Below are 14,753 nucleotides of genomic sequence, written 5' to 3' on the forward strand. Positions count from 1 at the left end.
GTACGCAAAGTGTCTGAACATGTGCTTTTACACTCTCCCTACGCTGGCATTATCCAACAGGTTCAAATGGTCAATGACGGGTTAGCCATACTCTCAGTTTGCATCCACAAACTCCCATGTGTTTCTTATTCATCTACTTCAGAGTCTACTCTTATTCTAGTAAAATAACAAGTTCTTTACTTCCTTATATAAAAAGAGTGATAGGGAATCTATCACTCTTTTTATACTATTATTTTATAGCTTTTGATACTTCTTTTACCATTGCTGATACAGACTCAAGTCCGCCACCAGATAAGTACCAGTAGTTTGCATCAAGATAAACTACGTTATTGTTTTTCACAGCGTTTGTTTTACTTACAAGTTCATTTTCAACAACTTGTTTAGCAGAAGATTTACCACCAGCTACTACGCCTCTATCAATTACAAATAAGTAATCAGGGTTCTTCTCAAGAATGTACTCAAATGAAACTTTATTACCATGTGTATCTGCTTTAATTTCTGGATCAACAGGTGTTACACCAAACACATCATGAATAATGCCGAAGTGAGATTGAGGTCCGTATGCACTTACTTGACCATCGTTCGCTAAAATAACTAAACCTTTTTTATCGCTTTTCGTAGCTTTTTCATTTAATGCTTTCACATCTTTTTCAACTGCTGCAATTTCTTTTTTCGCTGCATCTTCTTTACCGAAGATTTTTGCTAACATTTCTGTGTTTTCTTTAAATGATTTCATGTAATCTTTTGTATCTTGTTCTACATAAATTGTTGGAGCGATTTTTTCAAATTCTTTTATATTTCATCATAAATAGTTCAAACCTTCAGCAAAACTGAATAGAACAAAGATGTATGCTATATTTAACGTATGGAAATTTGAAAGGATGTTTTTAAATATGGCAAAAAGTATTGTAATTGCTGAAAAACCTTCTGTTGCACGTGATATCGCACGTGTACTGAAATGTGATAAAAAAGGAAACGGCTATCTTGAAGGTAGTAAATATATTGTTACTTGGGCTTTAGGTCATCTCGTTACATTAGCAGATCCAGAAAGCTATGATGTGAAATATAAAAAGTGGGATTTAGAAGATTTACCAATGCTACCTGAGCGTTTAAAACTAACAGTTATTAAACAAACAGGGAAACAGTTTAACGCTGTAAAAAGTCAGCTTCTTAGAAAAGATGTAAATGAAATCATTATAGCTACTGACGCCGGTCGTGAGGGAGAGTTGGTCGCACGCTGGATTATCGATAAAGTTAAAATGCAGAAACCGATTAAACGTCTATGGATTTCATCCGTTACCGATAAAGCAATTAAAGATGGCTTCGCAAATTTAAAACCAGGAAAAGCGTATGACAATCTATATGCTTCGGCTGTCGCACGTTCAGAGGCTGACTGGTATATCGGGCTTAATGCGACTCGAGCATTAACTACTCGCTTTAATGCCCAACTAAATTGTGGGCGTGTGCAAACACCTACTGTAGCCATGATTGCAAGCCGTGAAGATGAAATCAAACATTTCAAAGCTCAAACTTACTATGGTATCGAAGCTCAAACAGCTGAGAGATTAAAGCTAACTTGGCAAGATACAAAAGGAAATAGCCGTAGCTTTAATAAAGAAAAAACTGATACAATCGTGAACAAAATTAGTAAGCAAAATGCTACTGTTGTAGACATTGATAAAAAACAAAAGAAATCGTTCGCTCCTGGTCTTTACGATTTAACTGAACTACAACGTGATGCGAATAAAATATTTGGTTACTCTGCGAAAGAAACATTAAACATTATGCAAAAATTATATGAACAGCATAAAGTTTTAACGTACCCTCGTACAGATTCACGCTATATTTCATCTGATATTGTCGGAACACTTCCTGAGCGTCTGAAGGCTTGCGGAGTTGGAGAATACCGTCCTTTAGCACATAAAGTATTGCAGAAACCTGTAAAATCTAATAAATCATTTGTTGATGATAGTAAAGTAAGCGATCATCACGCAATTATTCCAACAGAGAGCTATGTAAACTTCTCAGCTTTCACAGATAAAGAACGTAAAATTTATGACTTAGTTGTAAAACGTTTCTTAGCTGTTTTATTCCCGGCCTTTGAATATGAGCAACTAACATTGCGCACGAAAATTGGTGACGAAACATTCATCGCACGCGGAAAAACGATTTTACATGCTGGTTGGAAAGAGGTTTATGAAAATCGATTTGAAGATGATGATGCAATCGATGATGTAAAAGAACAAATCTTACCTCGCATCGAAAAAGGCGATACATTAAACATAAAACTAATTGTCCAAACATCAGGTCAAACAAAAGCACCTGCACGCTTTAATGAAGCAACATTACTTTCAGCGATGGAAAACCCAACAAAATACATGGATACGCAAAACAAACAACTTGCTGACACGTTAAAGTCAACTGGTGGATTAGGTACTGTAGCTACACGAGCTGATATTATCGACAAGTTATTCAATTCGTTCTTACTTGAAAAACGTGGTAAAGATATTCATATTACTTCAAAAGGTCGTCAGTTACTTGATTTAGTGCCAGAAGAACTGAAATCTCCTACACTAACTGGTGAATGGGAGCAAAAGTTAGAAGCTATCGCTAAAGGAAAATTAAAGAAAGAAGTATTCATTTCAGAAATGAAGAACTATACGAAAGAAATTGTTGCTGAAATTAAATCGAGTGATAAAAAATATAAACATGACAACATTTCAACGAAGTCTTGTCCAGACTGTGGTAAACCAATGTTAGAAGTAAACGGCAAAAAAGGTAAAATGCTCGTTTGCCAAGACCGTGAGTGTGGTCATCGTAAAAATGTATCTCGCACTACAAACGCACGCTGCCCTCAGTGTAAAAAGAAACTAGAACTTCGTGGTGAAGGCGCTGGCCAAATTTTCGCATGTAAATGTGGCTATCGTGAGAAACTTTCTACATTCCAAGATAGACGTAAAAAAGAATCTGGAAACAAAGCTGATAAACGTGACGTCCAAAAATATATGAAACAACAGAACAAAGAGGAAGAAGAACCATTAAACAATCCATTCGCAGAAGCATTAAAGAAATTAAAATTTGATTAAACAAAAAGGTTCCTACCACTATCGGTAGGAACCTTTTATTTTTAATGAATAATTTTACTTCCTTTTGCGTTCTCAACAAACTTTTCACTTGATTTGTTAATTGGTTTTTTCAGTAATAATGCAGCCACAACCATGATTACTACGAAAGCACTTAACACAAGTAAATCTCTAGTTACTATATCCCAAAGCATTCCACCTACTGTTTCACGAATTGCACTAATAGCATATGTGAATGGTAAGAACGGATACAGTGCTTGGAAGAACGGTGGTGTCATTTGAATTGGGAACGTGCCGCCCGATCCTGCTACTTGCAGTACCAGTAAAATAATTGCCATCGATTTCCCAACGTTTCCGAAAATAGAAACGAGTGAGTACACGATACAAACAAATACTCCCCCAATAAATAAACTAAATAACACAAACCAGAATTTATCGACTACGTACGTACCGAGTAAGAACATATCCCCCATCGATACGATAAACGCCTGTGAAAGACCTATCGTTAAGAATGTTAATAAACGTCCGAAGTATATTTCATGGCTCTTATAATTAGCACCCTCTTCATGTACTTCTACCGTTAATAACGAAACCATTAATAGTGCGCCTACCCATAATGCAAGCACTGTATAGAATGGTGACATTGCTGAACCGTAGTTCGGCATCGCAAATAATTTATTCTCTTTTAAATTTACTGGATTTGCGAAGTAATCACTTTGCTTTTCAACATCATTTTTCAATAAGCGTATGATGTCTTTTATATCCTCTTCTGATTCAAAATCACGAATTTTATTTGCTAATTCTTTAATCTTTTTCTCAGTAGCTGGCATTTCAGCTTTAATATCTGCAATTTTCTTTTGACCATCTACTAAGCCTTTTGATGAGTCTTCAAGTAATTTTTTCACATCTGGAAGCTTCTTATCTGCCTCACCTAAAATTTGAGATGTATTTTTAGACATCTCTTTTGTACGAGCAATTGCTGCGTTAAAGTTTGGAACGATTTCTGAATCATATTTAGCTAAGATGTCACCTAATTGTCCTGAAACACTTTTAGATACTTCATTAATACTTTCAATAACATCTGCTGCTGGTTTTTGCCCTTGATTAATAGCGTCAATTCCTTTATTTGTTAGATCCCTTCCTTTTTGGAAACCATCTTTTACTTTATTTAACTTAGCAATTGTGCCATTAAGGTTTTTATCACTATTCACATCGGCTAAAACTTTATTTGTATTTTCCATAACAGGAATCATATCATTAACTAAATTCCACCCTGCTTGGAACTGTCCATTTAAATCATTTAAGGCTACTTTTGTAGAATCTAATCCATTAACGCCTTTATTACTTAGATCTTCTCTTATTTTCTCAAGATTAGTTTTTAGTTTTCCGTAATCCGTTACAGCCTGATCATATCTATTTCTACCATTGCTTAATATCTCATTCGCTTTGTTAATATTTTGATTTAAATTCCCTCTAAGTTGCTGCGCATCTTCTTGCACATTTTCAGCCTTACTTTTCAGTTGTTCAGCTGTACTTACTGCTTTTTCAAAATCAGCTACAAATGTTGCATTATAATCCTTTTCAGCTTGATTTACTAAATTATTTACTGTATCTAATTTTTGATTTACAGCATCTCGCACATCTTGTTTAACCTCTTGCCCGGAACTAATTAAATCCCCTACATGCTTAACTCTATTGTTAGCATCCACCATAGAATTTTTAAGCACCGTTAAACTTTCTACTCTGTTCCCAAAGAACTGTTTACCAAAGTCCGTTGAAGCTGATTCCTTAAACGCTGTAAAGAAATCAATTAAATACGAAACACTATCGATACGTTCTTGGAGAAGTTTCGAAGCATCCTGCACATTTTTCTGTGCTACAGCTGGATCCACGCCCTTATTTTGAAGACCATCCATAACACTTTTCACATATGCCGTTCCAACACGAGTAGAATTGAAAACATTGTTTACAGTTTGATCAATATTTTGAGCAATATTTTTGTATCCCTCACCATTCACTTGCGGTAATGCCGGAATTTCCGGGATTTGCGGGATATTTATAACAGGTAACTCTGGTAATTGCGATGGATCTGGAAGTGTCAGATTAAAATCAAATGCCGGATTTTTTAAATAATCCGTAATTTTAGCTGCACCATCCATCCCCTGTTTCATTACGGTTAAATTGTTCTTAATCGTTCCTGGTGCACGTTTCAACGTTTCGTCATTTCTTGCAAAAAATGCATCTAAACTCTTGAGCGTATCTTGCCCATCATTAATAACACTTTCTACAACTGGCAACTCTTTCTGTGCTACTTTCACAACATCTTCTGCTCGAGTCGCATCATCTAATGCTTTATCCACAAGTGTATTCATTTCTGGGAACTGTGCTTCTAACTTAAATACGAGATCCTTGACCTTCTCAATACTCGGTAAGTTAGTTTCTAAATCGATTCCAAGGTCATTGAAGATTTTAAAAATCTCACCGTTTGCTGTTTTAACAAAGTTTTTACTAACCTCTTCTGTAAGACCCGATGCACCTTTAGCTGTAATCTTCGGTGCAATGGCATTCACCTTTTCATTTACGTAATAATCAATTTCCGGTTTCTGTGGATTTTCATTCAAGACTGTTGCAATCTTTTCAGAAAAATCTTTTGGAATAGTAATACTTGCTGAATAATCTCCACGCTCTACTCCATAAATTGCTTGCTTTTCATCGACAAACTTCCACCCAAAATTTTTGTCCTTCTTAAGTGAATCTACAATTTCTTTCCCAATGTTAATATCTTTCCCTCTTAAATTTGATCCAACATCTTGGTTAGAAACTGCAATCTGGATTCCTTTCGTATTTCCGTAAGGATCCCAAGAGGCTTTAATGTTAAACCATGCATATAACGATGGTAGAACCATCAAACCTAATACAATAACAATTGCAGCCCAATGTTTAGCTACATTCCGTAAATCTGTCTTATAAATACGCCAAATCTGTTTCATATAAGCAATCACCTAATTATATATTTTTCCTTCTTTAGAAAATGATACATACATTTTGCAATTATATCACTTTCTGCATCGTGAATTAAACGAAAACATACTATTTTTCCCATTAAATATTTCACTTACTTTATTATATAACGAAGTAAAAGAAGTATGAATACAAAATGACCAAATTAGTTTTACATTCAATAATAACAAATATATAGGAAATGTCATAAAAAATACAAGTATTTTCTCTTGGAAATACTTGTATTTATCAAAAAACCCTCACAACTTTTCATTATCTGTGAGGGTTTCTTCTACTATATATCTAATTGTACTTCTACACCGAAATGATCAGAAATTATATTTCGGCTTGTACCATTAAAAATAACTTTTGAAGAACGAACTGTTTTACTTTGGTTAAACAATATTAAATCGATTCGCAAATTTTGTTTATTCTCATCCCAACCAGCAATCTCGCCTTGGACAGTTGTTCCTTCATCCTTCTCTATTGCTAGTTCGTATGTGTCGTACAAACCTTTTTGCATCATATATTCATAACCTTCTCCTTGCAAACGAGCATTATTATTAAAATCACCCATTAAGAAGGAAAGTTCATTGCTATCTACACGCTCCATCAAACGATCAACTTGGCCTTGGAATGACTCTTCTTCATCATTCCACCAACCGAGATGGCAAGAGTAAAACGTTATATTCTTACCATTATAAGCAATTGTTGCACTTACAATTTTGCGTGTTTTCCAATACGTTGTATCCTTATTTTCGGAGACAAAGAACGTATCTTCCTTTACAATGTTGTGCTTTGTTATAATTGCTAATCCTTCTTCGTACACATCATATCCAATATGAGAGAAATCCCAAATAATATTGTATTCTTTTACATTTAATGCTCTTAGCTCTTCTAGCAGTAAAAGTCCAAAATTATCTTTTTTCTTGTTACCGCATACATTTTCAGTTTGTATAGACTGACTTACTTCTTGCAATGCGACCACATCATAATCTTCTTCTTGAATTACTTTAGCAAGATACTTTATTTTTTCAATTTGATTCTCTTCTTGCCAAGAGTGACAATTTAAAGTTAGCAATTTCATATTATTACGCACCTAACAGATCTTGAATGTCTGACTTTAATACGTCAGCTTTCGGGCCATATACTGCTTGTACACCTTTATCTTTAACGATAAGTCCTAAAGCACCATTTTGTTTCCATTGTGCTTCTGGTGCAACAACATCTAAATCTTTTACTGTTACACGTAAACGTGTCATACAAGCATCTACGTCAGCAATATTATCTTTCCCGCCTAATAAATTAATAACTTTTGTTGCTAATGAACCATCTTGTACATTTCCTGTTCCTTCTGTTGACTCATCTTCATTATCAATATAGTTACCTGCACGTCCTGGTGTTGGTAAATTGAATTTTTTAATTAAGAAATTGAATAACGTAAAGTTAAGACCGAAGAACACTAATGAAACAATGACAAAGTTGATTAAATCTCTCGTTAATCCTGCATTGATCATCATTGGTGTACGTGTAATTAACTCGATAAATCCGAATGCATGAACACGTAAATGAATTAAATCTGCTAATGCGAATGCAAGACCTGTTGTAATTGCATATACAACATATAATACTGGCGCAATAAACATGAACATGAATTCAATTGGTTCTGTTACACCTGTTAAGAATACTGCTAATGCAGCTGATAAGAACATTGGTTTATATTTTGCACGTTTTTCTTTATCAACATTACGGAACATCGCAAACGCAATCCCCATTAATGCTGCCGTTGAGCCGATAACTTGTCCAGCTTTGAAACGAGCTGGTACAACGTTATTTAATAAATCGTTATATGCTTTCGTATCTCCATTTGCTAATAAGTTATTTAAATCTGTAATCCATGCAAGCCATAATGGATCTTGTCCTGCTACAATTTGTCCAACCTTTGAGCCAGTTAACATCGTATATGTTCCGCCTAGCTCTGTGTAGTTCATCGGAATCGTTAACATATGATGTAATCCAAATGGTAATAATAAACGTTCTAACGTTCCATATACAAACGGTGCAATAACTGGCGCACTGTCTTTAGATGCTGCAATCCAGCGACCAAATTCATTTAATCCACTCTGGATAAATGGCCATACAAGTGATAATACAATCGCAGTGACTGTAGACCATACAATTACAACGAATGGTACGAATCGTTTTCCATTAAAGAATGCTAGTGCCTGTGGCAGTTTATTATAATTGTAGTATTTGTTATATAAAGTAGCTCCTAAGAAACCTGTGATAATCCCTACGAAAACTCCCATGTTTAATGCTGGTGCACCAAGTACAGAAGTGAAATAATCTTTTACAAGTAAATCACCTGCTAATGATGAAGAAACTGTCGCTTTTGAATCCGCTAACATTTGAGCGTTTACGCCAAAGATAGCTCCTGTAATTCTGTTTGTTAAGACGAATGCTAATAGTGCTGCAAATGCACCACCTGCGCGATCCTTCGCCCAAGATCCCCCAATTGCTACCGCGAATAAAATGTGTAGATTTGTAATAATTGCCCAACCGATATCTTCCATTACTCGAGCAATTGTATGAACTGCGTTAATATCCCCAGCAGACATCCCAATTAACTTACCGATCGAAATCATTAAGCCCGCTGCTGGCATTACAGCTACAACAACTAATAATGCCTTCCCAAACTTTTGCCAAAAATCAAAAGACGTAATTTTCATCTGTTCTTCCTCCCCTTTATTTATAACAACATAATGATTTAAATTATAATTTCTGTTCCTCTTATGAAAACGATTCCTTTTATCCCTTATTCTTTCGTTACGCAACCGTTTTCATAAATCTATTTTAATAAAAGCGTTTTCACATTGCAATAGAAATTTATTTTTTTTCATAAAAAAAGATGCTCAAAGAGCATCCTTTTTTATTATGAAATGCGATAAACCCTTGTTTCATAAGGTTTTAACGTGACTGTAGTTACTTGATCATGTTCCGCAACTTTATAGTTATTTAAAAGCAAACGTTTGCGTTCTAGTGCGAATTTATCCTCATTATACACTGCTTCCTCTTTCGAGATATTACTAATAACAATGATTTTTTCATCGTTTAATGTACGAGTATACGCATAAATTTGCGGATCATCTTCTAAAAGTAAATCATACGTACCATAATTCAATACATCGTGCTCTTTTTTCAAGGCAATCATCTTCTTGTAGAAATTGAAAATAGAGTCCTCTTCATTTTTCTGCTTTTCAACATTAATCTCTTCATAATTTGGATTCATGCCGAACCAAGGTGTACCCGTTGTAAAACCGGCATTATTTTTAGTATTCCACTGCATAGGTGTACGTGAATTATCACGGCAAGAAGCCCATATGATTTCCATCATATCTTGATGAGATACGCCTTCTGCAATTTTCTCACGATATAAATTTTTAATCGCTACATCATCATAATCTTCAATATTTGGGAACTGAACATTTGTCATCCCAATTTCTTGTCCTTGATAAATAAACGGTGTACCGTGCATAAAGAAATACATCGCCCCTAAAGCAGTTGCACTCTCACGCCAATATTCTTTATCATTTCCCCAAGTAGACACAATACGTGGCTTATCATGATTTTCAATGTATAAAGCATTCCAGCCCTTATTTTCTAATCCTTTTTGCCACTTCGTTAATACTTTCTTCAGCTCAACAACATCAAGATCTTTCTTCTTTTCTGCATCCCATAGGCTTAAATGCTCAAATTGGAATACCATATTGAATTTACCGTTCTCTTCTCCAACCCAAAGATCAGCATCTTCAATCTTGACGCCATTTGCTTCTCCAACAGTCATAATATCGTACTTAGAAAATGTATTTTCCTTTAGCTCTTCTAATAAAGGCTGAATACCATTTACATTCATATGCTTGTCAAAAGAAGGAACATACTTTAACCCTTTTGGATTCGGCATATCCTTGAGGCCATCTTCTTTTTTAATATGACTAATCGCATCGACGCGGAAACCATCAATACCTTTATCAAGCCACCAATTAACAGTATCATATAAAACTTCACGAACTTCTTTATTCTCCCAGTTCAAATCTGGTTGTTTACGCGAGAATAAATGTAAATAATATTGCTCTGTCACTTCATCATATTCCCATGCAGAACCATTAAAGATACTTTCCCAATTGTTTGGTTCCACGCCGTCTTTACCATCCTGCCAAATATACCAATCACGCTTCGGATTGTCTTTAGAAGAACGTGATTCAATAAACCACGGATGTTCATCACTTGTATGATTAATAACCAAATCAATAATAAGCTTCATATCACGCTTATGAACTTCATCTAGTAGCGCATCAAAATCTTCCATCGTACCAAATTCATCCATAATATCTTGATAGTCACTAATATCATAACCATTATCGTCATTAGGTGATTTATACATTGGACAAATCCAAATTACATCTATACCTAAATCTTGTAAATAATCCAGTTTTGCAATAATACCTTGTAAATCTCCAATACCATCACCATTTGAATCCATAAAGCTACGTGGATAAATTTGATAAGCGACAGCTTCTTTCCACCATGTCTTATTCATACTAATTCTCTCCTTTTGCATCCCATCGGAATTTTTTATGCAAACGTTTTCGTAACACTATCATAACAAAATATGAATAGTTTGCAACTGTTTTCATTGAACTCTATGTAGATTCCTTATTCTTATGCTTTATTTATTTCTCACAAAGATAAAGTGAAACTTTAATCAGTGGAGGGTGTCCATCCCCCACTGATTATTAGCCCTTACCAATCGCGCTTTTACGAGCAGCCCTATCTTCTTTGCTTCAGCCGGATTTTGAGGTGGGAGTCTTACTGCTCGCAAATAACGGGATAAATCTAATCCTTCTCTTCTTCTCGTCCATGCATGTTAAATACACTCTTCATATACTAATACAAGCTCATATTATTTCAGGAAGGAGATATAAATTGAAACAAACAAAATTAACTGGTCGTATCGTCGTTCCTTCGGATCCTGGGTATGACATAGCCCGGATAAATTTAAATTTAAGCATTCCAAAATTCCCTTGTATTATTGTTTTTTGTCAAAATAAAAATGATGTGTGTAACGCCTTAAAATGGGCACGTGAGCGTCATATATCATTTCGCTTAAGAAGTAGACGTCATAGCTACGAAAATTTCTCTCTTTTAAATGGCGGGCTTATTATTGATGTGAGTGAAATGAAGCAAATTACGGTTAGTGCAGGAAAATTAACAGCAACCATTGAAGCTGGCGCAAATCTTGGAACTGTTTATAAAGAACTTTGGAAATATGGTGTTACAATACCCGCTGGCACAAGTGCAAGTGTCGGAATTGTGGGGTTAACACTCGGCGGTGGCATTGGCATGCTTTCACGCTTATTTGGACTAACATGTGATCAATTAGTAGAAGTCGAAATGGTACAAGCGTGCGGAAAATTTGGTGCAAAAATCATTCGCGCAAATGAACGAGAAAACCCTAACCTGTTTTGGGCATGCTGTGGTGGTGGCGGTGGAAACTTCGGAATTGTTACTTCCTTAACCTTTCGAGTCCACCCTATAAAAAACGTATCAATTTTCTCACTTACATGGGAATGGAAAGACTTTGTTGCTGCATTTCAAGCTTGGCAAAACTGGGCACCTTATATAGATGAACGTCTCACTTCATCAATTGAATTATTCTCTAAACAACGAAATAAAATTGAGGTGAAAGGTGAATTTGTCGGCTCTCCTTCTGAACTCTATCATCTATTATCTCCTCTTCTTAAAACCGGTAATCCCTCTCGCTTTATTGAGGAAGTTCCATATATAAAAGCTGTTCAATTCTTTAACGGTGGTAATATTCCTGAAAAATTTAAACGCTCTGGTTCCTACGTATATAAACCTATCCCTCTTAAAGGTATTCAAATCTTACAACATTTTCTTTCTCATGCACCAAATAAAGATGCAAGTATTTGGCACCAATCACTCGTAGGTGCTGTAGAAAACATTTCCCCTAACGAAACAGCTTATTTCCACCGCAAGGCAATTATTGCTCAAGAATATATTACTTCTTGGAAACGCAACGATGAAGAAAACCGAAATATACGCTGGGTTAAAGATTTACGGGAAAGCTTAGAACCTTACACACTAGGAGACTATGTCAATTGGCCCGATATCGACATAAAAAATTGGCAAACTAGTTATTATGGCTCTAATTTTCAAAGGTTGCGTAAAGTGAAGACAGCATATGACCCTTGTAATGTTTTTCGTTTTCAACAAAGCATCCCTCCTTTCCATATGTAAAAAGGAAGAACAGAATTCTGTTCTTCCTTTTTACATTGAAAATCGTTCAATCGTTTGTTTCAAATCAGCTGCTTGCTTCTCTAAATCCTTTAATAATCGATCGATTACCACCATGTTTTTAGATTGTTGCAGAGTCACACGTGCCACTTCTTGCGAACCAGCTGACGTTTCCTCAGCAATTGCTGCTACAGCTTTTGTTTGTGCTCCTGTCTGATGAATGTGACTCACTTGTTCATTCATATAACTACTAATTTGCTTGGTTACATCGGCTACTTCCATAATGCTTGATGACATTTCTTTTAAAATTAATTCAGTAGCTTCTCCTCGTTTTGCCTCTTCTTTAGCTGTTTTCACTTGCTCTGTCATTTTCAGTGCGACTTGTTGCACTTCTTCCTGCATATCCCGTAATAATTGCGATATATTTCTGGCAGAATGATCACTTTCATCAGCAAGTTTACGTACTTCTTCTGCTACAACTGCAAAACCTCTTCCATGTTCACCAGCACGAGCTGCCTCAATAGAAGCATTGAGTGCTAATAAATTCGTTTGGCTAGCAATCTCACTCACAACAGAAACAATATGTTCAACTTGTTTCATTCGTTCTTCTAACTTCTGTACATTTTGCATCGAATCTTCATTTTCTCTCGCCAATGTTTGAATACCTTGAATTAAAGAAGTGAAGACACGTGTACTTTGACCTAAAGCTTGAACCATTTCTGAAGACAACTCGTCAGACTGTTTTGCTTTTCCTTCTACTTCATTTGCAATAGAAGTCGTTGTATCAACAGTAGAAACGATCGCTTGTATCGATGCTGCTGATTGCTCGGCACCGGAAGAAATCTCCGCAAGAGTTTCAGACACACCTTGTGCTTGCTTTGTCGCTTCACCTGTTTGTTTTCTAATTCGCTGAACTTGATTATTTGTATACGAAAATGTAGTATCGATATTTTTTACCATTACTCTTAAATTTCCTAGCATCATATTAAATGCAACACTTAAAGATTTAATTTCATCGTCTGCCTTTGGCAATTGGACATCCTCCCGAATATCACCCTCAGCTGCTTTCCTTGCAGCTTCTTCCAACTTCCGAAGTGGTTTAATTAAAAATATTGCTGCCCCATACGCTAAAATTCCAGACCATACTACACCTAATAACATAACGATAATATTATAAACAGTTTGACTTACATAACTTTGAAAATAATCATATATAACGTAAATGAAAATTAAACTTGTTGAATATGTAATGAAAGCTAAAACTGTAGTAAATAACATAAGCTGTATACGCAAGCCAAAGGAAAATGTTTTTCTTTCTTTTCCCATCTCTTCTTTCCCCCTTCTTATAAGCAATATAAGTACTACCTATATATTATTATCCATATTTTCGTTATAGAAAGATATAGGGATTTTAAAAATCATTATTTCTTTGAATATCAAATCCTACGAAAAAAATAAAGGATTCTGACAATTTATGACTAATAACAGAAATAAGGGGCAACATTTGTAAAATACATTTTTGACTGGGGGTTTTGTATGATTCAAGTTCGAAATCTAGTAAAATCATTCGGATCACTTGATGTTTTAAAAGGAATTGATTTAGAAGTAAAAGAAAAAGAAGTTGTTGTTTTAATCGGTGCCAGTGGTTCCGGCAAAAGTACATTACTTCGCTGTCTTAACTTTTTAGAAATGTACGATGAAGGTGAAATTCACTTACAAGGTGAGCGAATTGATCCAAAGCATTCAAATTTAAACAAAGTCCGTGAAAATGTCGGTATGGTTTTTCAGCACTTTAACCTCTTTCCTCATATGACCTCACTAGAAAACATCATAGAAGCACCTATTCACGTAAAAAAATTGGAGACAGCAAATGCAAAGGAGATTGGAAATCAACTCCTACAAAAAGTCGGCCTACAAGATAAAGCAGATGTAACTCCCCACCTCCTTTCCGGTGGTCAAAAACAACGAGTTGCGATTGCACGAGCTCTTGCCATGAATCCTAAAATTATGCTATTTGATGAACCTACTTCAGCTTTAGACCCTGAACTTGTTGGAGAAGTGTTGCAAGTTATGAAAGAACTTGCTGAAGAAGGAATGACAATGGTCATTGTTACTCATGAAATGAATTTTGCAAGAGATGTAGCTGACCGCGTCATCTTTATGGATGACGGGAAAATTGTAGAGGATGCTTCGCCAGCGCAATTTTTTTCCGCTCCATCGCATGAACGGGCAAAGCAATTTTTACGCAACGTTTTATAATGTAACTTCTGTTCAAAACATAAAGAAATGCATTCATACGGGGCACAACTAATTGTCCAAATAAAATATCTCCATAACATATTGAAAACAATCCGT

Annotated in this window: 8 protein-coding genes, 2 pseudogenes and 1 riboswitch; of the genes and pseudogenes, 3 read left to right on the top strand and 7 right to left on the bottom strand. The window is 35.4% G+C overall.

The window, feature by feature from the left end:
- Positions 1–18 precede the first annotated feature (18 nt).
- Positions 19–128, bottom strand: a riboswitch (TPP riboswitch).
- A 101-nt stretch (positions 129–229) separates the two neighbouring features.
- Positions 230–793, bottom strand: a pseudogene (locus tag FT637_RS21390) (siderophore ABC transporter substrate-binding protein); the annotation flags it as partial.
- Positions 794–893: 100 nt separating this feature from the next.
- Here FT637_RS21390 and topB point away from each other — a divergent pair.
- Complete coding sequence (topB, locus tag FT637_RS21395) at positions 894–3,086, top strand: DNA topoisomerase III (RefSeq protein WP_193648006.1); 2,193 nt, start codon at positions 894–896, stop codon at positions 3,084–3,086.
- Positions 3,087–3,127: 41 nt separating this feature from the next.
- Here the strand turns inward: topB and FT637_RS21400 are convergent, their stop codons facing one another.
- The 4 genes from FT637_RS21400 to FT637_RS21415 all read right to left on the bottom strand — a co-directional run bounded on the left by FT637_RS21400 (position 3,128) and on the right by FT637_RS21415 (position 10,680).
- The gene (locus FT637_RS21400) at positions 3,128–6,073 is read right to left on the bottom strand and encodes a YhgE/Pip domain-containing protein (RefSeq protein WP_193648007.1); all 2,946 of its coding nucleotides are present in this window, start codon (positions 6,071–6,073) and stop codon (positions 3,128–3,130) included.
- 305 nt (positions 6,074–6,378) lie between these two features.
- On the bottom strand, positions 6,379–7,170 hold the full coding sequence (locus FT637_RS21405) for an endonuclease/exonuclease/phosphatase family protein (protein WP_193648008.1): 792 nt from the start codon (positions 7,168–7,170) through the stop codon (positions 6,379–6,381).
- A 4-nt stretch (positions 7,171–7,174) separates the two neighbouring features.
- Positions 7,175–8,812: a PTS transporter subunit IIBC gene (locus FT637_RS21410; RefSeq protein ID WP_193648009.1), complete on the bottom strand. Its 1,638-nt coding sequence runs from the start codon at positions 8,810–8,812 to the stop codon at positions 7,175–7,177.
- A gap of 203 nt (positions 8,813–9,015) precedes the next feature.
- Positions 9,016–10,680 (bottom strand): glycoside hydrolase family 13 protein, encoded by a 1,665-nt coding sequence (locus FT637_RS21415; protein WP_193648010.1) that lies wholly within the window; start codon positions 10,678–10,680, stop codon positions 9,016–9,018.
- Positions 10,681–11,066: 386 nt separating this feature from the next.
- Between FT637_RS21415 and FT637_RS21420 the strand changes: the two genes are divergently transcribed.
- On the top strand, positions 11,067–12,401 hold the full coding sequence (locus FT637_RS21420) for an FAD-binding oxidoreductase (RefSeq protein WP_193648011.1): 1,335 nt from the start codon (positions 11,067–11,069) through the stop codon (positions 12,399–12,401).
- 30 nt (positions 12,402–12,431) lie between these two features.
- Here the strand turns inward: FT637_RS21420 and FT637_RS21425 are convergent, their stop codons facing one another.
- Together FT637_RS21425 and FT637_RS30670 are read right to left on the bottom strand one after the other, a co-directional pair.
- The gene (locus FT637_RS21425; RefSeq protein WP_413773241.1) at positions 12,432–13,382 is read right to left on the bottom strand and encodes a methyl-accepting chemotaxis protein; all 951 of its coding nucleotides are present in this window, start codon (positions 13,380–13,382) and stop codon (positions 12,432–12,434) included.
- Positions 13,374–13,724, bottom strand: a pseudogene (locus FT637_RS30670) (HAMP domain-containing protein); the annotation flags it as partial. The gene FT637_RS21425 and the pseudogene FT637_RS30670, both read right to left, overlap by 9 nt.
- Positions 13,725–13,934: 210 nt before the next feature.
- Between FT637_RS30670 and FT637_RS21430 the strand changes: the two are divergent.
- Complete coding sequence (locus FT637_RS21430; RefSeq protein WP_193648013.1) at positions 13,935–14,657, top strand: amino acid ABC transporter ATP-binding protein; 723 nt, start codon at positions 13,935–13,937, stop codon at positions 14,655–14,657.
- The last annotated feature ends 96 nt before the right edge of the window (positions 14,658–14,753 follow it).

Origin of the sequence: Bacillus cereus, from assembly GCF_015071065.1 — a bacterium.
In the GTDB taxonomy this organism is placed as follows: Bacteria; Bacillota; Bacilli; order Bacillales; family Bacillaceae_G; genus Bacillus_A; species Bacillus_A cereus_BA.

Excerpts from the sequence above, each read along its gene's own strand:
- topB (WP_193648006.1), top strand. The coding sequence starts at position 894 with ATGGCAAAAAGTATTGTAATTGCTGAAAAACCTTCTGTTGCACGTGAT.
- FT637_RS21400 (WP_193648007.1), bottom strand. The coding sequence starts at position 6,073 with ATGAAACAGATTTGGCGTATTTATAAGACAGATTTACGGAATGTAGCT.
- FT637_RS21405 (WP_193648008.1), bottom strand. The coding sequence starts at position 7,170 with ATGAAATTGCTAACTTTAAATTGTCACTCTTGGCAAGAAGAGAATCAA.
- FT637_RS21410 (WP_193648009.1), bottom strand. The coding sequence starts at position 8,812 with ATGAAAATTACGTCTTTTGATTTTTGGCAAAAGTTTGGGAAGGCATTA.
- FT637_RS21415 (WP_193648010.1), bottom strand. The coding sequence starts at position 10,680 with ATGAATAAGACATGGTGGAAAGAAGCTGTCGCTTATCAAATTTATCCA.
- FT637_RS21425 (WP_413773241.1), bottom strand. The coding sequence starts at position 13,382 with ATGATGCTAGGAAATTTAAGAGTAATGGTAAAAAATATCGATACTACA.
- FT637_RS21430 (WP_193648013.1), top strand. The coding sequence starts at position 13,935 with ATGATTCAAGTTCGAAATCTAGTAAAATCATTCGGATCACTTGATGTT.